This is a genomic window from Solibacillus kalamii, assembly GCF_002174535.1.
GTDB classification, from domain to species: domain Bacteria; phylum Bacillota; class Bacilli; order Bacillales_A; family Planococcaceae; genus Solibacillus; species Solibacillus silvestris.
The window spans coordinates 12,442-33,502 of sequence record NZ_NHNT01000006.1 but is presented as its reverse complement, the minus strand read 5'-3'; the positions used below and the strand labels follow the sequence as shown (position 1 = coordinate 33,502).

The 21,061-nt window shown below is 38.5% G+C and carries 20 protein-coding genes; 11 read left to right on the top strand and 9 right to left on the bottom strand.

Going from position 1 to position 21,061, the window contains the following annotated elements:
- The first annotated feature begins 14 nt into the window (after positions 1–14).
- Positions 15–1,133 carry a glycerate kinase gene (locus tag CBM15_RS10210; RefSeq protein WP_087617415.1) on the top strand — a complete coding sequence of 373 codons (1,119 nt, stop codon included), beginning with the start codon at positions 15–17 and terminating at the stop codon, positions 1,131–1,133.
- Between the two features lie 14 nt (positions 1,134–1,147).
- On the top strand, positions 1,148–2,494 hold the full coding sequence (locus CBM15_RS10205; RefSeq protein WP_087617414.1) for a GntP family permease: 1,347 nt from the start codon (positions 1,148–1,150) through the stop codon (positions 2,492–2,494).
- Positions 2,495–2,547: 53 nt separating this feature from the next.
- On the opposite strand, the gene CBM15_RS10200 is transcribed toward CBM15_RS10205, so the two are convergent.
- The gene (locus CBM15_RS10200) at positions 2,548–4,452 is read right to left on the bottom strand and encodes a heavy metal translocating P-type ATPase (RefSeq protein ID WP_087617413.1); all 1,905 of its coding nucleotides are present in this window, start codon (positions 4,450–4,452) and stop codon (positions 2,548–2,550) included.
- 216 nt (positions 4,453–4,668) lie between these two features.
- On the opposite strand from CBM15_RS10200, the gene CBM15_RS10195 reads away from it, so the two are divergent.
- The gene (locus tag CBM15_RS10195) at positions 4,669–6,048 is read left to right on the top strand and encodes an L-cystine transporter (protein WP_008405708.1); all 1,380 of its coding nucleotides are present in this window, start codon (positions 4,669–4,671) and stop codon (positions 6,046–6,048) included.
- A gap of 411 nt (positions 6,049–6,459) precedes the next feature.
- On the opposite strand, the gene CBM15_RS10185 is transcribed toward CBM15_RS10195, so the two are convergent.
- Together CBM15_RS10185 and CBM15_RS10180 are read right to left on the bottom strand one after the other, a co-directional pair.
- Positions 6,460–7,998, bottom strand: coding sequence for a fumarate hydratase (locus tag CBM15_RS10185; protein ID WP_087617411.1), 1,539 nt, complete (start codon positions 7,996–7,998; stop codon positions 6,460–6,462).
- A 254-nt stretch (positions 7,999–8,252) separates the two neighbouring features.
- Entirely contained in the window at positions 8,253–8,438 is a 186-nt protein-coding gene (locus CBM15_RS10180; protein WP_008405711.1) for an SE1561 family protein, read from the bottom strand.
- Between the two features lie 451 nt (positions 8,439–8,889).
- Here CBM15_RS10180 and CBM15_RS10175 point away from each other — a divergent pair, with 451 nt between their 5' ends.
- Positions 8,890–10,050: an MFS transporter gene (locus CBM15_RS10175; protein ID WP_087617410.1), complete on the top strand. Its 1,161-nt coding sequence runs from the start codon at positions 8,890–8,892 to the stop codon at positions 10,048–10,050.
- A gap of 16 nt (positions 10,051–10,066) precedes the next feature.
- Here CBM15_RS10175 and CBM15_RS10170 read toward each other — a convergent pair whose 3' ends face one another.
- The 5 genes from CBM15_RS10170 to CBM15_RS10150 all read right to left on the bottom strand — a co-directional run bounded on the left by CBM15_RS10170 (position 10,067) and on the right by CBM15_RS10150 (position 14,163).
- Entirely contained in the window at positions 10,067–10,303 is a 237-nt protein-coding gene (locus CBM15_RS10170; RefSeq protein WP_087617409.1) for a carboxypeptidase, read from the bottom strand.
- Between the two features lie 122 nt (positions 10,304–10,425).
- A complete protein-coding gene (locus CBM15_RS10165; RefSeq protein WP_087617408.1) occupies positions 10,426–10,821 on the bottom strand; it encodes a VOC family protein in 396 nt (131 codons plus the stop codon).
- A 114-nt stretch (positions 10,822–10,935) separates the two neighbouring features.
- Positions 10,936–12,297, bottom strand: a complete 1,362-nt coding sequence (rlmD, locus tag CBM15_RS10160; RefSeq protein ID WP_087617529.1) for a 23S rRNA (uracil(1939)-C(5))-methyltransferase RlmD — start codon at positions 12,295–12,297, stop codon at positions 10,936–10,938.
- A 131-nt stretch (positions 12,298–12,428) separates the two neighbouring features.
- Positions 12,429–13,214, bottom strand: a complete 786-nt coding sequence (locus tag CBM15_RS10155) for a polysaccharide deacetylase family protein (protein WP_008405716.1) — start codon at positions 13,212–13,214, stop codon at positions 12,429–12,431.
- A gap of 49 nt (positions 13,215–13,263) precedes the next feature.
- On the bottom strand, positions 13,264–14,163 hold the full coding sequence (locus CBM15_RS10150) for a TIGR01777 family oxidoreductase (protein WP_087617407.1): 900 nt from the start codon (positions 14,161–14,163) through the stop codon (positions 13,264–13,266).
- 103 nt (positions 14,164–14,266) lie between these two features.
- Between CBM15_RS10150 and recX the strand changes: the two genes are divergently transcribed.
- Genes recX through CBM15_RS10135 form a run of 3 tightly spaced genes read left to right on the top strand, consistent with a single transcriptional unit; the run spans position 14,267 to position 15,675 of the window.
- Positions 14,267–15,082 (top strand): recombination regulator RecX, encoded by an 816-nt coding sequence (gene recX / locus CBM15_RS10145; RefSeq protein ID WP_087617406.1) that lies wholly within the window; start codon positions 14,267–14,269, stop codon positions 15,080–15,082.
- Positions 15,075–15,404: a YfhH family protein gene (locus CBM15_RS10140; protein ID WP_008405719.1), complete on the top strand. Its 330-nt coding sequence runs from the start codon at positions 15,075–15,077 to the stop codon at positions 15,402–15,404. The genes recX and CBM15_RS10140 overlap by 8 nt, the downstream gene beginning before the upstream one ends.
- Before the next feature lies 1 nt (position 15,405).
- A complete protein-coding gene (locus CBM15_RS10135) occupies positions 15,406–15,675 on the top strand; it encodes a YfhJ family protein (RefSeq protein ID WP_008405720.1) in 270 nt (89 codons plus the stop codon).
- Positions 15,676–15,764: 89 nt separating this feature from the next.
- On the opposite strand, the gene CBM15_RS10130 is transcribed toward CBM15_RS10135, so the two are convergent.
- On the bottom strand, positions 15,765–16,754 hold the full coding sequence (locus CBM15_RS10130) for a metal-dependent hydrolase (RefSeq protein ID WP_087617405.1): 990 nt from the start codon (positions 16,752–16,754) through the stop codon (positions 15,765–15,767).
- Between the two features lie 114 nt (positions 16,755–16,868).
- Between CBM15_RS10130 and mutY the strand changes: the two genes are divergently transcribed.
- From mutY to CBM15_RS10110, 4 genes are all read left to right on the top strand, one after another.
- A complete protein-coding gene (mutY, locus tag CBM15_RS10125; protein ID WP_087617404.1) occupies positions 16,869–17,927 on the top strand; it encodes an A/G-specific adenine glycosylase in 1,059 nt (352 codons plus the stop codon).
- Between the two features lie 46 nt (positions 17,928–17,973).
- Positions 17,974–18,273 (top strand): hypothetical protein, encoded by a 300-nt coding sequence (locus tag CBM15_RS10120; protein WP_087617403.1) that lies wholly within the window; start codon positions 17,974–17,976, stop codon positions 18,271–18,273.
- 266 nt (positions 18,274–18,539) lie between these two features.
- Positions 18,540–19,088, top strand: coding sequence for a nucleoside tri-diphosphate phosphatase (gene ntdP, locus CBM15_RS10115; protein WP_087617402.1), 549 nt, complete (start codon positions 18,540–18,542; stop codon positions 19,086–19,088).
- 150 nt (positions 19,089–19,238) lie between these two features.
- The gene (locus tag CBM15_RS10110) at positions 19,239–20,963 is read left to right on the top strand and encodes an ABC transporter ATP-binding protein (protein WP_193433786.1); all 1,725 of its coding nucleotides are present in this window, start codon (positions 19,239–19,241) and stop codon (positions 20,961–20,963) included.
- Positions 20,964–21,061: the final 98 nt, after the last annotated feature.

The following is a 21,061-nucleotide window of genomic DNA, read 5'->3' as shown; positions in this document are numbered from 1 at the left end:
GAGGGAGGAATCAAATGAAGATTATTATAAGCCCGGATTCCTTTAAAGGAACTTTGTCTTCCGGAGAGGTTACATCAGTGATAAAGGAAGCGATTAAAAAGGTGGACAATAAGATTGAAACAGTTTGTTTACCGATTGCAGATGGCGGTGAAGGAACCCTTGACGCATTAGTCAAAGCTACAAAAGGGAAATATTTGACAGCGTCGGTTCAAAATCCTTTAGGGAAGCGGATTGAAGCAAAATATGGAGTACTGGGCGATGGAAAAACTTGTGTGATAGAAATGGCTCAAGCTTCAGGGCTAACACTTATAAATGAAGAAGAAAAAACCCCCCGCTTTGCAACAACATACGGAACAGGTCAATTAATACAACATGCAATGGATACAGGGTATCGTCACTTTATTATCGGCATAGGGGGAAGCGCCACAAATGATGGTGGCCAGGGGATGCTGAGGGCACTTGGAATGAAGTTCCATGACAAGGATGGTAACGAAATTTTAAACGATGTATACCAATTTAATGCACTTGAAATAATCGATTTGTCTAATTTCGATTCACGAATTTCTGAAAGTACATTTATGATTGCCTGTGATGTAGATAATCCGTTAATAGGTTTGAATGGAGCTACAACTGTATTTGGTCCGCAAAAAGGAGTAAATCCGCATGATATTAATATATTTGATCAAAATTTAAAACATTATATTACTATAATTGAATCACAGCAAAATGTAAAAGTCCGTCATCGTGCAGGAGCTGGCGCGGCTGGTGGAATAGGCTCGGCGTTTATGGCGTTTTTCCCTCATCAGTTTAAGCCTGGTGTAGATATTGTGCTGGAAGCAGTGCAATTTTCATATCACCTGGACAAAGCGGATTTTGTCATTACAGGTGAAGGGAAATCGGATGAGCAAACACTTTCCGGAAAAGCGCCAATAGGGGTTGCTAAGCTGGCAAAAGAAAAAGGTGTGCCAACAATTTTAATTTCGGGAATGATTGAAAATTCCAGTATTCTAAAAACCTATTTTCATCAAGTTGAAAGTATTGTCGGTAATGATATTTCGGCTGAGCAATCATTAAATAATCCAAGTTATTATTTGGAACAAAAGATTACGGATCTAATAAAAAGATTAATATAAAGGAGTGGGGAGAAATGTTGTTTCTAATTATTCTGATTGGTGTGTTGTTCATTGTCTTTGCAACGGCAAAACTTAAGCTTCATCCTTTTCTTGCATTATTAATTAGTTCATTCTTTGTTGGTATTGCAGCGGGTATGCCTTTGTTAACAGTTGTAGAGAGTATTAACACAGGGTTTGGAGGGCTGATGACGAGCATTGGTATCGTCATCGTAGCAGGTACGATTATTGGAATTATATTAGAAAAGTCCGGCGCTGCATATCGTATGGCTGAAGTCGTATTGCGGGTAATTGGACCAAAACGACCGCAATTAGCAATGTCAATCATTGGCTACATTGTATCCATTCCGGTATTTTGCGATTCAGGCTATATTATTTTAACGAGTTTAAAGAAAGCGCTGGCTAAACGTGCAGGCGTAACAATTGCTTCAATGGCAGTTGCTTTAGCTACGGGTTTATATGCAACTCACGTACTCGTACCGCCTACACCAGGACCGATTGCGGCTGCTGGAAATATTGGTGCAGCAGATTATTTAGGCACAATCATTTTAATTGGATTAATCGTTGCTATTCCAGCAACAATCGTAGGTTATATTTGGGCGACTAAAGTAGCATCGAAAATTCGGGTTGAGGCAGATGATGAGCCGGCATTGGATTACGATGAAATTATTAAGTCGTTTGGTAAAATGCCTTCTACATTCAAGTCATTCTTACCAATTGTATTGCCGATTGTATTGATCGGGGCAGGTTCTGTCGCTGCATTAGTAGGTGACCCGGAAGCGGGAGTTAATACGTTCTTCAGGTTTTTAGGTTCACCGACAGTTGCACTTATATTAGGGGTCTTTGCTGCCTTTTTACTATTGCCTGAACTGAGTGAAGAAACCTTATCAAACTGGATCGGTGAAGCATTAAAAGAAGCAGCACCAATTTTATTAATCACAGGTGCTGGTGGTGCATTTGGTACGGTTATTAAAAATACAGGCGTCGGTGATAAACTGCAGGAAATGGATTTGGGTGCTTTAGCAACAGGCGCATTATTTTTATTAGTTCCGTTTTTAATTGCCGCTGCCCTAAAAACAGCGCAAGGTTCTTCAACTGCAGCATTAGTTATTACATCTTCTTTAATTGCACCGATGCTACCGACTTTAGGAATCGAAGGGGCAGTGCCGTTAGCATTAGTCGTTATGGCAATTGGTGCGGGATCTATGACAGTCAGTCATGTAAACGATAGTTTCTTCTGGGTAATTACTCAATACAGCGGAATGAAGGTTACGGATGCATATAAAGCGCAAACGATGGCAACATTGCTGATGGGTTTAACGACAATTATCTTCACAATGGCATTATGGTTTGTACTAGTTTAATAGAGAAAGCAAAAAGGTGCATCCTGTTGTTGGGATGCACCTTTATTATTGGACTAAACATTTTTACTCAGCATACGTAATCCATTTAAAATAACTAAAATCGTACTGCCTTCATGACCAATAACGCCTAGAGGAAGGCTGATTGCTTGGAAAAAGTTCGAAATAATCAGCAGAGCAATAACCGTTAATGAAAAAATAATGTTCTGTTTCACGATACGCTGCATTTTTCGCGAAAGCTTAACGGCATGGGCAATTTTAGATAAGTCGTTTTTCATTAATATTACATCCGCTGTCTCTAGTGCGACATCTGTACCGCCACCCATTGCAATACCGACGGAGGCAGTAGCAAGGGCAGGGGCATCATTGATACCGTCACCAACCATGCCGACATGGCCGGATGTTTTTTCATATTGCTTAATATGCTCGACCTTCGTTTCCGGCAAGCACTCCGCCACATAAGTCGAAACACCAGCTTCTTTTGCAATTGCTTTTGCGGTTGTTTCATTGTCACCAGTCAGCATGGCTACATTAATACCTAGCTCTTGCAGTGCAGCTACCGCTTTTTTTGCCTCTTCCCGAACGACATCTTTAAGGGCGATAAGTGCTGCAATGCCTTGGTGATCTTTTAGAAATACAACTGTTTTACCTTCATTCGCTAATTGTTCGAGCGCTCCATCAGCAAATTGTTTTGCCAATTTTGCTCCAACAAAGTCAGGTTTTCCGATTATATAGGATTGTTCATTAAACTGCGCTTTCATTCCGTAACCAGGAATATCTTCAATGGTAATATTTTGCTCGTTGATGACATCCTGCTCTTTTGCGAATGCGTTAATCGCCTGTGCAAGAGGGTGGTTTGATTGTCCTTCAATCCCTGCTATTAAAGCTAACGTCTGCTGTTTATCTAAATCATCACGAACAACAAAATCCGTCACAACAGGTGTTCCTTGTGTTAATGTACCAGTCTTATCTACTGCCAATACGCGGATCGAGCTTAAATTTTCTAAATGCACACCGCCTTTAACAAGTATCCCGTTTCTCGCCCCATTGGAAATCGCTGAAAGGGTAGCCGGCATAATAGAAGCAACTAATGCACAAGGAGAAGCAACAACAAGTAATACCATTGCGCGGTAAAGAGTTGTCGTCCAATCCCAGTCTAATAAATAGTGCGGTAAAAACATCATGAGTGCTACGGCCAATAATACTGCTTTTACATACACACTTTCAAAGCGTTCAATAAACTGTTGGGAAGGTGATTTTTCGCTTTGTGCAGATTGAACAAGTGTAATGATTTTTTGGAACAATGTTTCGGAACTAGGCTTCGTTACTTTTACAGTTAACACACTGTTTAAATTTACTGTACCGGCAAAAACTTCATTCCCCGCGTTTTTCGTGATAGGCATTGATTCACCGGTAATCGCTGCCTCATCAACTGTTGAAATACCTTTATAAATTTCGCCATCTGCTGGAATACGTTCACCTGGTTTTACTAATATATGATCGTTTACCTTCAAATCTTTTACGGAAACTTTAATCGGTTCAAATCCGCCTCGTACAAGCCATGCTTCCTCTGGCTGCAGTTCCATTAATGAAGAGATTTCACGATTGTTTTTATTCATTGCATATGTTTCAAGTGCGCCGCTTAAGGCAAATATAAAGATTAATATAGCACCTTCCATCCAGTAACCGATAATGGCAGAACCAATGGCAGCAATAATCATTAAAATTTCTACATTTAAAGATTTGCTTTCTATTGTATCTTCAATACCTTCTTTTGCTTTTGCATATCCACCGATAAAAAATGCTGTTAAATATGCGATTACAGCGGCTGTCGTTTGCTCTGTTGACTCCATTCGCCACGCGAGCAAAATGATAAAGCCGGATACTAAAGCAGCAATTAATTCTTTGTGTTCTAAGATTTTCTCATTTAATGATAAGTTTTCTCGATTAGAATTAATCATAAATACCTCCTTGATAATGATTATTAATATTGATAAGGACTGATAATGAATTTCAATTAGATTAGAATTATTTCTTATTTAGAATAATTATAATATAGGTCATTTATTTTGTAAATAACATACAATAGAGAATTAAAAAAAATTAATGCCAACTTGACTTATAAGGATTATAGAGTAATATAATGGAGTACATTTATAAAATTGGAGGAGTTTACTTTGAATTTCTACGTATTGCTTAATATTGCTTTGCTGCTTATTGTCATTGCTTTTTTATATTTCCTTAAAACAAAGCATGTTAAGTTTTCAAATCGTGTTTTTATCGCCTTAGGTTTAGGTATTATACTTGGGGTAGGATTACAATTTGCATATGGGGTAGGGTCGGATGCCATTAATGAAACTGTGCCATGGTACAACATCGTCGGAACTGGCTATGTAAAATTACTGCAGATGATTGCGATGCCTTTAGTATTCATTTCGATATTAGCTGCATTTACAAAAGTGACATTTGGTAAAAACTTAGGTAAGTCAGCAGCGGTTATTTTATCAGTTTTAATCAGTACAACTGCTGTTGCAGCTGGTTTAGGTATTGCATCGACTGTGTTATTTGACTTAGATGCATCTCAAATTATGCAAGGTGAAGCTGAAATTGCACGCGGTGAATCATTGGTTGAACGTTCGGCAGAAGTGACACCTTTACCTGAACAGATTTTATCAATGTTTCCTGCAAATCCATTTGCGGATTTAACAGGATCTCGTGCAACATCAACAATTGGGGTTGTAATTTTCGCGGCATTTTTAGGATTTAGTTATTTAACACTCCGTCGAAAAGAAGAAGAAACGGCGGCAAATGTTAAAAAAGGTGTCGATGCACTTTACGGTTTAATAATGGGTGTTGTACGTATTATTTTACGTTTAACTCCATATGGTGTAGCTGCCATTATGGCACGTACCGTTGCAACGAGTGATTTAGGGGCGATTATGGATTTAGGTAAATTCATTCTAGCTTCTTATGTTGCATTGATCGCTATGTTCATTCTGCATTTGATCATTGTGGCATTAACAGGTTTAAGTCCATTAACTTACTTGAAAAAAACAGCAGAAGTATTGCTGTTTGCCTTTACTTCACGTTCAAGTGCAGGAGCATTACCGTTAAATATTCAAACGCAGACAAAGCGTCTTGGTGTTCCTGATGGCATTGCCAACTTTGCTGCTTCATTTGGTCTTTCAATCGGGCAAAATGGTTGTGCTGGTGTTTATCCGGCAATGTTGGCCGTAATGATTGCACCGACAGTAGGTATTGATCCGTTAACACCTGGCTTTATCGCAACATTAATTTTAATTGTGGCGATTAGTTCATTTGGTGTGGCAGGTGTAGGTGGTGGTGCGACATTCGCAGCCATTATCGTCTTATCTGCAATGGATTTACCGATTGCGTTAGCAGGTGTTTTAATTTCGGTAGAACCTTTAATCGACATGGGTCGTACAGCACTTAATGTAAGCGGGTCAATGGTTTCAGGTGTCGTATCAAGCCGTGCAACAAAAGAGCTCGATACAACAGTCTACAATGAACCAGCCGATACACAATTAGTTCAATAACATTAAAAAGTAAAGCAGCACAGACAAATTCTGTGCTGCTTTTTTATTAACCAAACAATCGATCCCGCATAAAAAAACTTGCGCTGGAAAATAGCCAAAGCATTAATGAAAGATATAGATATATATATTCAAAGGTTACGTAAGGGAGAATAATAATCACATAAATTGTATACGAAAGGGCAACTAGAAAGCTGCGTTTATACTGATATTTAGTACTCACGTGTATTTGAGCAGCTATAAATAATGCATTGATCAATATCTTAATATAGAACATATAACACCACCTACACCTTATATAATAAAATAGTATAGCATACCAATAAAAAGAATAGTTAGAATTATATGTAATTTGAAACACGGAAATAAAAAAACGACTTCAACCATTTTGGAAGAAGTCGTTTTTCTTAACTATTAGAATACGCGCTCTGCATGCAATGCTAGTTTATCTAAAGAAGATTTCTCTACATCAGCATGTAATGAGTTACCATGAGAGTCCATCGTTACAACTGCAGTAAAGTCTTTTACAGTTAAGTGCCACATTGCTTCTGGAATTCCGAATTCCATTAAGTCTACACCGTCGACTGATTTAATGCAGTCTGCGTAGTACTGAGCAGCACCGCCGATTGCATTTAAGTAAACGCCACCGTGTTCTTCTAAAGCTTTAAGAGTTTTTGGTCCCATACCGCCTTTACCCATAACAGCACGGATACCGAATTTTTTCATGATGTCGCCTTGGTATGGCTCCTCACGAATTGAAGTTGTTGGACCAGCAGCTTTTACGACCCAGTTGCCTGCTTCGTCTTTCGCCATTACCGGACCACAGTGGTAAATAATTTGACCATCTAAATCTACTGGCGCTTCTACACCTTCACCGATTAAGTGGTGGTGGATTGCGTCACGACCTGTGTACATACGGCCAGAAATTTTTACTACGTCCCCAACTTTAAGTGAACGAATTTTTTCTTCAGTAATCGGTGCAACCAATTCAACTACTTTGTTGTCCGAGTTATCTTGTTTTTCTTCATCACGGAAAGTGATTTTTTCACCTTCTTGGTAGTGCCAGTTTGTGATTTCGCCAGTCGCCGGATCAATATCGATTGCCATACGACGGTAAGCCCAACAGTTGTAAGCTACAGATACGAAGAATGAAGCTGGTAAACGGTCCATTACACCGATTTTACAACCTAGTAATGTTGCTTCACCGCCGAAGCCCATTGTACCAACACCGAATGTATTTGATTTTTCTACAATATACTGTTCTAGTTTTGCCAAGTCTTCGATTGGATTCACATCATCAACATGACGGAATAATTGCTCTTTTGCAAGATCATAACCTGAAGAGCGGTCACCACCGATACCAACACCGATGAAACCAGCAGAACAGCCTTGTCCTTGTGCTTGCCATACAGAATGTAAAATACATTTACGGATACCGTCTAAGTCACGACCAGCGCGGCCTAAACCTTCTAATTCTGTAGGTAAAGAATATTGGATATTTTTGTTTTCACAGCCGCCGCCTTTTAAAATAAGCTTCACTGTAATATAGTCATTTTCCCATTGCTCAAACTTTACTACTGGAAGTCCAGCACCAATGTTTGTTCCAGAGTTTTTACCAGTCAATGAATCAACTGAATTCGGGCGTAATTTTGCATCACCAGTAGCTGCAGCAATTGCAGTGTGGATTGCTTTTTTAATTTCGATTTGGTTTACGCCAACCGGAGTATATACTTTAAATGTTGGTAGACCCGTATCTTGACAAATTGGAGATACATTATCTTCTGCCATTACAATATTTGTAGTGATTGTGTCTAAAGACATCGCTGCACGTGTACCAGCATTTTCTGCTTCTTTTGCAGCTTTAATAGCACGACGAACGTCTTTTGGTAAGTTAGTAGATGTTTCAGTTACTAAAGAATAAAGACTTTTTTCTAAAGTTTCTAAGTATGCCATCTTATTTTTCCCCCCAGAAAAATATGTGTATTTTGATCAATAAAATTGATATAAGTTAGAACAAAACTTTCACGAAGAAATGAATGTTATGTCTTTCTTAATAAACCATCTTACATTATAACTCTTTTAATGTGGAAAAAAAAGAGCGCTTACATGAATGTTTGTCAGATTAAAAGAAAAAACGGCGAATAATAGCAGAACTAGTCAAAAGAATGAAAAAAGCAATACCCAGTGTACAGGTATTGCTGAATTTTCTATTTATCTTCGCGGGATTGGAATTGATCCATTTTTTCTTCTAAATCATCCATCATTTGAATTAAGCGATCAATATCTTCAATTTCCGTCGTTTCAGGATCGATTGCATCAAGCACTTCAAGGAAAATTTCCAGGCGTTCTTTTAAATATGTTACTTGCTGTTCTTTGTTTGTAATTGGCTTCATAATGTATGATGCTCCTTTTGTATTGACTTATTATTATTATACTACGCTATTTTCTAAAAGTTAAACAACAACTTATAGTATATATCGGACTAACCTATTAAATTAACTTTAAAAAATAGGAAATTGTATAGTACTTGTTAATTATTTTAACATTCTGTTAATTTCGAATATTTACATTAATGAAGTGTTATGATAAAGTAAATTCATACTTAAATACGAAGGAGATGGTCGGAAAAAACATGTATAGACAAACTCAAGAAAAGGAGGAAGTTTAAACATTTACGGCTAATCGCCGATACGACTGTTTACGCAACGCAGAAATGGAATATAGTGATATTTAAAACCCCGGTTAACTTTTAGAGATAAAGTTAGCTGGGGTTTTTGAGTTTACTTTTATTTCTCCTAAAAGCTGTGATACGATGAATTGTATGAACTAAGGGAGAAAATTGAAATGAGTTATGAACAGCGCAGGTTTACGATTTTAGTTATTATTGTATCAATTTCAGGATTTTCGCAAGGAATGCTTTTACCTCTGATTTCGGTGATTTTTGAAGGGGATGGCGTATCCTCAACGCTCAATGGTTTGAATGCCACAGGTTTATACATAGGAACATTATTGATCTCGCCGTTTATCGAGCAGCCATTACGCAAATATGGGTATAAACCTATTATCATATTTGGTGGGGCACTCGTTTTCATGTCACTGTTTTTATTTCCATTTTGGAAAAGTGTCATGTTTTGGTTTATACTCCGGCTGTTAATTGGCATTGGGGATCATGCACTGCATTTTTCAACACAAACTTGGATTACATCAACCACAGCTACACATAAACTCGGTAAAAGCATGTCAATATACGGCATATCTTTTGGAGTAGGCTTTGCTGTTGGCCCATTGTTTGTCCCGCTAATTAAAATATCGGAAAGCTTTCCATTTATTATTTCGTCGGCATTATGTTTATTAGCGTGGTCGTTAATCTTTTTTGTGAAAAATGAAAAGCCGGAAGCGTTGGCAGGGGATGCAAATGAATCAGGTTTCAAACGTTATAGTCTAGCTATAAAATACGGATGGATTGCCTTTTTGCCGCCGTTTGTTTATGGATTTTTAGAATCGTCACTGAATGCTTTATTTCCGGTGTATGCTTTACGAAAAGATTTTGACGTAGCATTTGTATCCATTATTTTGGCCGGCTTTTCGATCGGTGCGATTGTTATGCAATTTCCGCTTGGTGCATTGGGTGATAAAATTGGTCGCCATAAAGTCATTGTTTCAGGGCTCTTTGCCGGAAGCATATTTTTCTTAATAGGCAATTTCTTTGAGCATTCGGAACTGTTTGTAGCTGCTGTCTTTCTTTGTGCAGGAATGTGTGTCGGTTCGATGTTCTCGCTCGGTATTACATATATGACGGATTTGACTCCGAAAGAGCTGCTGCCGACAGGGAACTTGCTTTGTGGTATATTCTTCAGTTTAGGCAGTTTAACTGGTCCGCTTTTAGGCGGTTTTTATTTGGAAGTTTTCCCGAGTAGCGGATTTTTATTTGTTATTTCGGTCATGCTGCTGACAGTTGCAGTGGCCATACTCTTTTTTGGCAAATCGAAAAAAATAGCTATATAAAAAAGCAGGCGTTCTCTTAATTGGAACGTCTGCTTTTTACTGAAAAGAAGACTATTGCGGTAAAAATCATTGCTAAAATTATGTAGATGAACACATTTAAATAGTTTACACCACCAAATGTAACAGCAGCTTGAAGTGAGCTTGCTGAAGTTGCTGAATTTTCATCATTGCTTTGGAAGATGAGGCCTGCAAAAGATGAAATCGCCCAATAAGAAAAAATAAAAGTGATTACTACAAATAGAAAATTCTTCATATTAATACCTCCTGGCGATTTCTATTTTACATGAAAAGTAAAGAAGTGGGGGAGGTTCTTCTAAAATGATTCTTTTCTATAAAACGAAGGAACCTTATATACAAGGTTCCTTCGTTTTCATGTTATTTTGCTTCCGGGTCCGGTTGATGTAGACCAAATATATTATTTTCAGTATCAAGAAAATATCCTTGCCAAGCCATACCTGGCAGCGCATATTTTGGCATTGCTACTTTGCCGCCGTTTGCTAAAATCTTAGCTTCGGTTTCATCGTAATTGCTTACGCCTAAAGTACATACTGCAGAGTTGATACTTTGTCCTTCTGCAGGGGAAGGGCCTTGACGCTGCATTAAAGCACCATTAATTCCCGGATATTGATCGTCGCCAGTAATCGCTCCCAAATACGGCATGCCTGCATATTCACTATAATCCTCAAAACTCCATTCAAAAACAGCCTCATAGAAATTTTTCGCGCGTTCCATATCGTCTACATGAATTTCAAAATGAATGATTCTTCCCAAAATGATCCCTCCGAAAATATATTTGATTTAATATTGCGTCAATTGAAGTGTATATGCAAGTTTTTACCAAGAGAAAAAACCTACACAAAATTTTGTGTAGGCGTATGGAACATATTATTTTTTTAATGTCAGTTTCACGACACATTCAACCTGTGCTGTTTGCGGGAACATATCGACTGGTTGAATATATTCAACGTTGTAACTCTTTGATAATTCCTTTAAATCACGCGCTAGTGTTGAAGGGTTACACGATGTGTAAACAAAACGCTTTGGTTTAATTTTTAATACTGTTCTAATAAAGCCTGGCTCTAAACCTGTGCGAGGTGGATCCACACAAATGACATCTGGACGGTAATCTTCTTTTGACCAGCGGAAAAGCCATTTATCTGCAGAGCCTGGGAAGAAACGTACATGCTGCAGATTATCGTTTGTACGTGCATTATACTTCGCATCAGCAATTGCTTCGTCGACATTGTCCATACCGCGGACTTCACGGGCACCTTCTGCAAGCCACATACCGATTGTTCCAACACCGCAATATGCATCGACAACATTTTCTTTCCCTGTCAGTGCTGCAGCTTTTTTAATTTCATTATATAAATGTACTGTTTGTTCAGGGTTAAGCTGGAAAAATGCACGAGTTGATAAATCAAATGCAAATTCACCCAACTTTTCATGAATCGCTTCTTTTCCGTCTAAAATAAAAGTGTCAGGTCCGAATATAAGCGATGTCTTCTCACGGTTGACGTTTTGTGTAATGGAAACGATTGAAGGATCAATCTTTTTAATACGTTCAATTAACTCTTCTTTATGCGGAAGCTCACGGCGAGTTGTTACAAGACATACTTGTGTTTCGCCAGAGCGCATACCTGTACGGACAACAATTGTTCGTACTAAGCCATTTAACGTTTTCCCATCATAAATCGGGATATTTAGTTTCTGTAAAATTTTACGAGTAGCAACTGTAATTTTTGAAGTTACAGGATGCTGTACAAGACAATCATTAATATTTAGAAGCTGGTTAGTTCCTTCAGTAAATAGACCTGCATATACACGCTTGCCTTCTTTACGTACTTGGAACTGGGATTTGTTGCGGTAATGCCAAGGATTATCCATTCCGATCGTTGGGCGGATTTCAGCAGTTTGTCCAATTTCTTTGGCGTATTTTTCGAATGCCTGTATGACGATATCACGCTTATTCATTAACTGCGCTTCATAAGTCATATGCTGTAATTGACAACCACCACATTCAGAATACACAGGGCAAGGTGCTTCTTGGCGGAATTCGCTTGCTTTACGTATTGCCAAAATTTCCGCTTCAGCAAATTTCGGCGATACTTTTGTTAACTTTACTGTTACTTCTTCCCCAGGAATCGCACCTTTTACGAATACGACATTGCGTTTATAAAAACCGACACCTTCACCATTAATGCCAAGGCGCTTTATCGTTAACGGGAACTTTTGCCCGACTTCCATTTTTAGTTCACTCAAGTTTACACGTCCTTTAAATAGAGTAACTCGCACCAAAATTTAGTGCGAGTCACTTCCTTTTCTTCATCATTTCAGTATAGCGGAAAGTACAATGAAAAGAAAGGAACGCTACTTTTCTAATACGGGGAAATTTTTTCGTATTCAAGCACCAGATCATCCAGAGAGCCAAACGTGTAACCTTGTGCTTTTGCATCTTTTATGAATTGAGGTATCGCTTCGGCATTATCCTGAGCTACCGTATGCATTAAAATAATTGCACCTGGATGTAGCTGGTTCATTAGTGCATCATAAGCATATTTTGCGCCGCGTCGTTCATCTTTTAGCCAGTCTTTAAAAGCGATGGACCAGAACATATGGCGATAGCCCACTTCATTGCCGACTTTCAAAACTTCTTCATTAAAGATACCTTCTGGCGGGCGGGCATAATAAGTCCGTTTGACACCAGTCAGTTCATTTAATTTATCATCAAACCGTTTCCATTCCTTCTTCATTTCATCAGCGGATAAACGCGCCATATTCGGATGCCCATAAGAGTGGTTTCCGATAATATGGCCATCTTTAACCATCGTTTTTACTAAATCGGTAGCGCTTGTTAAATAATGACCGGTCAAGAAGAAAGTGGCTGGAGCTTTTTCTTCCCGCAAAGTATTTAAAATACTCTCGGTATAGCCATTTTCATAGCCGTTATCAAATGTTAAGTAAACGATTTTCTTTTCTTCATTGCCTTTATAAATGGCACCGTATTTACTTAACATAGATTCAAGCGGTTCTCCTATTTCTACAGGCTCGCCATTACGGCTTGGCTTGAAGCCCCAATGAAATTCCTCGGCTTTTGCAACAGACATAAAGGATATAAATGTGGCGACTAACACGAAGCTAATCCCTAAAATATGTTTTTTCAATGAAAAAGCAACCTCCTTTTACAAGGTAGGTTGCGTGAAAAGCATTGTTTTATTCATATAGATTACGAATTGCATCTTCCACAGAAATAAACTTGAATTCAAAATTTGCGTTTAACAATTTTTCGGGTAATACATGCTGACCTTCCAGTACGAGCATACTTTTTTCACCAAGAGCGATCTTTAAAGCAATGCTTGGAACCGGGAACCAATGTGGACGCTTCAATGCATGACTTATTGATTGCCCGAATTGCTTCATTCGTTTTACATTTGGTGTTGTAAAATTAATCGGCCCGGTTAATGTATCGTTTTCAATTGCAAAAAGTATAGCACGTGCTACATCCTCTACATGAATCCAGCTAAGCCACTGTCTGCCTGATCCAATTGTTCCGCCAACACCAAGCTTATAAGGAAGTACCATCATCGGCAATGCACCTTCGCCTTTTTCCAAAATAACGCCAAAACGGGTTAAACAGGTGCGAATGCCTAGTTGTTGAGCCTGCGTTGCTCTTTCTTCCCATTGGACTACAACGCTTCCTAAAAAATCAGATGCTTTTTCGGGAGCTTGTTCCGTATATACAGCTGTTTCGGAAACAGGATAAATACCAACAGCACTGGCATTAATAAGTACTTCTGGTTTGTGCTTTAAATTTTGTAGAATACGGATGACTTCATCGGTAGATTCGATACGGCTTGATAGTATTTTTTGTTTTTGTTCATCTGTCCATCGACCTTCATTTAGTGATACTCCGGCTAAATTTACAAATGCATCAGTATTTCCCATGAAAAGCTCGGGTGTCGAGTCATCGTTTAGCCATTGTACATAGTGGATGTTATTTTTAACTTGCTGCTCTCCCCGAGTTAAAATTATGACTTCGTGACCTTTTTCAAGTAATAGCTTACTCAACCTTCTGCCAACCATTCCTGTCCCACCTGCAATTGCAACTTTCATACAAACACCGCCTTCATTTCATTAGTAACAGTATACCGTTCGATGAAACTATAAGTAAAAAGATGTATACTAGAATGTACATTGTTATTGTGAGGTGTACACGGTGCAAGTGCAAATTATTACGAAAATTGGTCGACAAAAAAACAATCAAGAGCGCTACAATATTTATTTGAACGAACAGTATGCTTTTGCAGTTGATGAAGGGACACTTATTAAGTTCGGTCTGCAAAAAGGCAAAGTACTTGAGCAGATGGAAATAGATGAAATACAATATGAAGATGAAATCGCAAAAGCGTTTAACAAAGCGCTTAATTTTCTAAGCTTCCAAATGCGCAGTGAACATGAAGTGAAGTCCAAGCTCCTGAAAGCGGGGCATGGGGAAGCAGTTGTACAAGAAGCTATTCATAAATTAACGGGCTTAGGTTTTTTAAATGATGAAAGCTATTCAAAAGCACTGCTTGAAACGAGAAAGCGTACGACAAAAAAAGGACCGGCTGCAATCCGGCAAGACCTGATGCAAAAAGGGATTGATAAAAATTTGCAACAGAAAGTATTGGCGACATATGATCATGAGGAGCAATTAAAGCTTGCAATGGAACTGGCGGAAAAAGCTGTGCGTTCCAATACAAACAAAACTCCGATACAAGTGAAGCAGAAAATTCAGGATGTGCTGTTGCGTAAAGGGTATTCCTATGAGATTGTTAAAGAAATACTCGAGCAGATTACATTAGACCGCGACGAAGATGAATGGTCCGAATTAATAGAAGCTCAAGGTGATAAAATTTGGCGCAAATATGCAGCCAAATTAACAGGATCTAATCTTCGGCAAAAAGTAAAACAGGCGCTTTATCAAAAGGGCTTTCCGATAGAGAAAATTAATGAATATATTGAACAGAAGGAGCAACAACAAAATGAATGAATTAACATATAGTGCAATGTCTGAACCGGAATTGCGTCAGGAAATTGCGAATTTACGTGAACGTGCGAGAAAAGCAGAGCAATTGGGGATTGTTAATGAATATGCAGTTTATGAGCGTAAAGCATTACTGGCAGAGGCATATTTAGTTGATCTTTCGACAATTATTCCGGGCGAAATCTATCGTCTAAATGGATCGCCGGGTGAGTTTTTCCAAGTAGATTATTTAAAAGGTCGCTTTGCATGGGGACACCGATTAGGTTCGGAACGTTTTGAAGAAGCATTACCTGTTTCTATTTTACGTCCAATGAAAGAAGGGAAGTAGCATGGAAGAATTATATCAAAGATTAACAGAACAATTATTAGCGAAAAATCCTAAATTACCGGCAGGTCGTGCCCGTACATGGGTGGAATTATTATGCAGCGATTTCGAGTCTACATCTGCCAAGGCAGGGGCGGATTACCGCGGTGCCGAATATACAGCTAAATTAGTTAGTCAGTTAATTGAAAGCTATGGGGATAAGCTTCATTTATTTGCGGCACAAAATCCGAAATATGCGCATTTATTAAATGACAGTGATGATACGTTAAATTAAAACCAATCAGCTTTAGTGTAATTTTTTTATTTACAGCTGATTGCAGCATAAAACCACCAGTTGTGGCTGGTGGTTTTCCGTCTTTTTATTTAGTCATTACCGGCTCCTATTTGCAGTCGTTTCTGCAATTTTTCTTCTGTAAAAATCCAGCCGGTATAAGAATTGACAATGTTAAGCTCTTCATCTAAATGGGCGACTGCAACGAATGGATAGCGATCATTACTTCGGTAGCGTAAATCGATTAAACGCAGTTCTGTCACGCCACTTTCAAGCTCTGAAATTTCCCACCGGTAAAGTGGTGAAAACGATAAAAAGGCATCTAAATTTGGATCTTTTATCGCTTTTTCAACGAGTTCTGTTTTTGGGATAGGTTCAATTTCGAACTTATCGTAAATATTGACAGATCTGCGATAGGCACGGCCAACATAAAAGTGCGTTTTCGATTTAGCGGCAACTTTCCAATGGAAAAAGCGCATTGTCGGTGCGACAATTACAAACTCTTCGTCCTGCAATTCATGATGGACAGCAGTTTTAACCGCCTTTTGAAGAGCAAAACGTAAAATATAATAGAAGAAAATAATGATATACATGACCGTAAATGTGAGGACAGGTTCTGTCCCTATTAACCAAAGTAAAATTCCGATACAGTGCATCGTAAATATAAATGGATCGAATGTATTAATAACACCGAGTGCAACCCACTTTTTTGAAAAAGGGCGCAATGCCTGTGTGCCGTATGCATTAAAAATATCTACAAAAACATGTAAAAAAACGGCGATCTGAGTCCATAGCCAAACATTGAACAGATGGACATCAGGTAAAATAAGGGCGAGAACACCTGTTATTAATAGAGGCCATAGTAAAACGGCTGGTATTGAATGTGTAATCCCTCGGTGATGGCGTATATAAACCGCATTATTACGAAGTTTTAAAACCGTATCAATATCCGGTGCCTGTTGTCCGATAATCGTTCCTGCCATTACAGCCGTAAAGGTCATGGAATGACTTGCGACAGTCGGGTCTACAAGTGCTAGGCCTCCAATAGCAATCCCCATGACGAAATGTGTGCCAGAATCCAAATGTATCAACCCCTCGATCTTAAAACCGTTCGAGAACGGAAAAATTTAGCAATCGTATCCACATTATAATATACCCTTTTTTAAGGAAATAAAATCGAATTTTTGGAGGACAATGTGAACTATCAATATACAAAACAGTTTCGCCAAGCATTAGTGCAATGGTTTTTGGAAGAGCAACGAGATTTGCCTTGGCGTCGTACGAAAGAACCCTATCAAATTTGGGTGTCTGAAGTCATGCTGCAGCAAACAAGAGTTGATACAGTCATCCCATATTACAACCGTTTTATCGAAAAATACCCGACAGCGGAAAGCTTAGCCTATTCACCGGAGGAAGAGCTGCTTAAAATGTGGGAAGGTCTAGGATATTATTCCCGTGTACGTAATTTACAAGCAGGTGTCCGAGAAGTGGTCGAGGTGTACGGCGGAAAAGTGCCGGATAACCGCGTCGATATTTCAAAGCTAAAAGGTGTTGGACCTTATACTGCAGGTGCAATATTAAGTATTGCTTACGGGAAGCCGGAGCATGCTGTAGATGGAAATGTCATGCGTGTTTTAAGTCGCGTATTAAATATTGATGCCGATATCGCTTTGCCGAAAACAAAGAAAATTTTTGAACAAGCGGTAACAGAGCTGATTGATCCTGAAAATGCATCTGCATTTAATCAAGGACTGATGGAGCTAGGTGCGTTAATTTGTACACCAACTTCACCAAAATGCTTATTATGCCCAGTGCGTGATTACTGCACGGCATTCCATGAAGGTGATCCATCCAGCTTACCGGTTAAATCGAAAAAGCTAAAAACAAAAAATATCGAATATGATGTTTATATTATCCGTGATCAGCAAGGACGTTTTTTAATGGAAAAACGACCGGAAGCAGGTCTGCTCGCGAATATGTGGCAGTTTATTATGATTGAACGCCAGGCAGATGAAAATAGTTTAACCAAAGTGGAAAAACAATATAACGTTACTTTGGAGCACAATTCCAAGGAAACAATTTTAAGTTTCAGCCATGTTTTTTCTCACTTGAAATGGCATATTGACAGCTATTTGGTCGATGCAGTTGAAACGAATGCTAATCCGGAAAATACAGCATTCTTTACAAAAGAGCAAATTGCCAATTTACCAATGCCTGTGCCGATGTTAAAAATATGGGGGAAAATAAATGCATAATTACTTTGCCACCAGACCACAATAATGGTCATGGAGGTGACAAAAAATGAGTCGCAATGAACAAAACCGCAACAAACAACAAAACCAAAACCAACGTAACAACCAGCAAAACAACCGTGAAGAGTTTGGGCAAGACCTAAACTTCAACGAGTTCAACCAGCAAAACCAAAACCAAAACCAAAACCAAAATCAAAATAACCGTCAAAACAATAACCGACAAAACAACCTTGAAGAATTCGGCCAAGACGAAAACTTCAATGAGGTTCAACAACAAAACCAAAAACAACAACGCGAACAAGAGCAACGTAACGCACAATTTGCGAAACGTAACAATAACAACTTCTAATGAAGTGTAGCAAGATGTTCTGAAAGTGCAAACTTTCAGAGCATCTTTTTTTGTTTTAAAATAAAAGAGCGGGGAAGTTATAAAAGAAGTGTCACATACTACTAATTAATTCTTTGATTAAATACGTGCAACTATTAAGGCTTCGTAATAATTTTCACGCAAAATTGAAAATAATTGTATTCGAACTACAAGTTTTGCCAAAGCATTGTTATAATACAATAAAGACTGCTAGAATTTTTAGCTAAGACGAAAAGGTGGGCTTTATGATGGCATTACCGGTTGAAGGAGAAAAAATCCAAATACATAGTTATAAGCACAATGGTAATATCCACCGTGTCTGGCAAGAAACGATGGTATTAAAAGCGACGAAAAATATTATTATCGGTGCGAATGAAAAAACACTTGTTACGGAATCAGATGGTCGCACTTGGCTGACACGTGAGCCCTCGATTTGTTACTTTCATGCAGAGCATTGGTTCAATATTATTTGTATGCTACGGGATGACGGCGTGTATTACTATTGCAACATCAGTTCACCGTTTGTGTTTAATAACAATTGCTTAAAATATATTGACTATGATTTGGACGTAAAGGTGTTTCCTGATATGAGTCATGCATTATTGGATGAAGATGAATATGAGCAGCACAGGTTGGAAATGAATTACCCCGAAGTCATAGATAAAATTTTACAGCGTAATGTTAAAACATTGGTAAGCTGGATTGAACAACGCCGTGGACCATTCGCTCAGGATTTCATAGAGTCTTGGACGAATCGTTATATCTTATTGAGTGAAATTCAGGCAAATAAAGAGTAGTGGGACACAAGCAGCTTTTTAGGTTGCTTGTGTTTTTCTTTTGGGTAAAGTACATGTGTAAATGTTAAATGGGGAATTATGATATGATAATTGCTGTTGCAAAATTTCTGAGGGGAAGTGTTTTTTGCATTGGATAGTATTAAACGTTATATGCGGTTCGTCAAGCCGTATAAAATGCTTTTATTTTTAACAATCGTGATCGGCATACTAAAATTTGCGATTCCGTTATTTTTACCGTGGCTCCTGCAAATAATTATCGATGATATATTGTTGAATGATGGCATGACTACAGAGGAGAAGACAAAGCAATTATTTACATGGATCGGAATTGCACTTGTACTGTTTTTTGTTATTCGTCCACCAATCGAATATTACCGCCAATACTTTGCGCAAAATCTGAGTAACAATATTTTATTTGATATACGTAAAGAATTGTATGGGCACTTGCAAAAATTAAGCTTAAAGTATTATGCGAATACCCGTGCTGGAGAGGTAATTTCGCGTGTCATCAATGATGTTGAGCAAACGAAGAACTTTGTTATGACAGGATTGATGAACTTATGGCTGGATTTAGCGACGATTTTAATCGTTATTGCCGTCATGTTTGCGATGGATGTGAAGCTGACGCTTGTTTCGCTTATTGCTCTGCCATTTTACGCATTTAGTGTAAAGTATTTCTTCGGGCGACTTCGAAGTTTAACGAAGGAACGGTCACAGGCTCTGGCTGGTGTTCAAAGTTATCTACATGAGCGTGTTGCCGGTATGAGCATTATTAAAAGTTTTACATTGGAAAAGCATGAGCAGAAAATTTTCGATGAAACGAATGGAGAATTTCTTAATAAAGCATTGGACCATTCACGCTGGAACGCCAAATCTTTTGCTGTAGTTAATACTATTACGGATATGGCGCCGCTGATCGTAATTGGCTATGCAGGCTATCAGTATTTAAATGGTGCGCTTTCGATTGGTGTACTCGTTGCGTTTTATGCTTATATTGAACGCTTATATGGACCGCTTCGCCGATTGGTAAGCTCATCGACAACATTGACTCAGTCAATTGCCTCAATGGACCGAATGTTTGAACTGATGGATGAGAAATATGAAGTTCAAAATAAGCCTGACGCGATGGTGTTACCCGCAGCAAAAGGGAAGCTTCAATTTGACCGAGTTACATTCAAGTATGATAAAGGTGGAAATACAATTTTAAATGAAGTTGATTTCACGATTGAACCTGGACAAACTGTTGCCTTTGTAGGTATGAGCGGCGGGGGGAAATCGACAATTGTCAGCCTAATTCCCCGTTTTTACGATGTGACGGAGGGATCGGTGAAAATTGACGATCAAAACGTTAAAGATGTTACGATTGATTCATTACGTTCGCAAATCGGGATAGTATTACAGGATAATATTTTGTTTAGTGATTCAGTGAAACAGAATATTTTAATGGGAAATCCGCATGCGACAGATGAGGAAATAGTTGCTGCGGCCAAAGCGGCGAATGCTCATGACTTTATTATGGGTTTACCGGAAGGCTATGACACGAAAGTGGGAGAACGAGGCGTCAAACTTTCAGGCGGGCAGAAGCAGCGTGTGGCAATTGCACGAGTATTTCTTAAAAATCCCCCAATTCTTGTATTGGATGAGGCGACTTCTGCACTTGACTTGGAAAGTGAAGCACTTATCCAAGACTCACTTGACCGTTTAGCGCACGAGCGGACAACCATTATTATCGCTCACCGACTATCTACAATTACCCATGCCGACAACATTTTCGTTATCGATCACGGAGAAGTTGTAGAATCAGGGACTCATCAACGACTAATGGAGCAACAAGGAGCATATTATAACTTATTCCAAGTACAAAAATTAGATTAAATTTGAGTGACTATGTTGAAAAAAATCAGCATGGTCACTTTTTTTATGTATATTTTAAAATACATTTTTTTACGATAATGTTGTAAATTAGTAGATGT

What these genes read in the sequence shown, in the direction of transcription:
- CBM15_RS10210 (WP_087617415.1), top strand. Translation starts at nt 15, where the DNA reads ATGAAGATTATTATAAGCCCGGATTCCTTTAAAGGAACTTTGTCTTCC.
- CBM15_RS10205 (WP_087617414.1), top strand. Translation starts at nt 1,148, where the DNA reads ATGTTGTTTCTAATTATTCTGATTGGTGTGTTGTTCATTGTCTTTGCA.
- CBM15_RS10200 (WP_087617413.1), bottom strand. Translation starts at nt 4,452, where the DNA reads ATGATTAATTCTAATCGAGAAAACTTATCATTAAATGAGAAAATCTTA.
- CBM15_RS10185 (WP_087617411.1), bottom strand. Translation starts at nt 7,998, where the DNA reads ATGGCATACTTAGAAACTTTAGAAAAAAGTCTTTATTCTTTAGTAACT.
- CBM15_RS10180 (WP_008405711.1), bottom strand. Translation starts at nt 8,438, where the DNA reads ATGAAGCCAATTACAAACAAAGAACAGCAAGTAACATATTTAAAAGAA.
- CBM15_RS10175 (WP_087617410.1), top strand. Translation starts at nt 8,890, where the DNA reads ATGAGTTATGAACAGCGCAGGTTTACGATTTTAGTTATTATTGTATCA.
- CBM15_RS10170 (WP_087617409.1), bottom strand. Translation starts at nt 10,303, where the DNA reads ATGAAGAATTTTCTATTTGTAGTAATCACTTTTATTTTTTCTTATTGG.
- rlmD (WP_087617529.1), bottom strand. Translation starts at nt 12,297, where the DNA reads ATGGAAGTCGGGCAAAAGTTCCCGTTAACGATAAAGCGCCTTGGCATT.
- CBM15_RS10150 (WP_087617407.1), bottom strand. Translation starts at nt 14,163, where the DNA reads ATGAAAGTTGCAATTGCAGGTGGGACAGGAATGGTTGGCAGAAGGTTG.
- CBM15_RS10140 (WP_008405719.1), top strand. Translation starts at nt 15,075, where the DNA reads ATGAATGAATTAACATATAGTGCAATGTCTGAACCGGAATTGCGTCAG.
- CBM15_RS10135 (WP_008405720.1), top strand. Translation starts at nt 15,406, where the DNA reads ATGGAAGAATTATATCAAAGATTAACAGAACAATTATTAGCGAAAAAT.
- CBM15_RS10120 (WP_087617403.1), top strand. Translation starts at nt 17,974, where the DNA reads ATGAGTCGCAATGAACAAAACCGCAACAAACAACAAAACCAAAACCAA.
- ntdP (WP_087617402.1), top strand. Translation starts at nt 18,540, where the DNA reads ATGGCATTACCGGTTGAAGGAGAAAAAATCCAAATACATAGTTATAAG.
- CBM15_RS10110 (WP_193433786.1), top strand. Translation starts at nt 19,239, where the DNA reads ATGCGGTTCGTCAAGCCGTATAAAATGCTTTTATTTTTAACAATCGTG.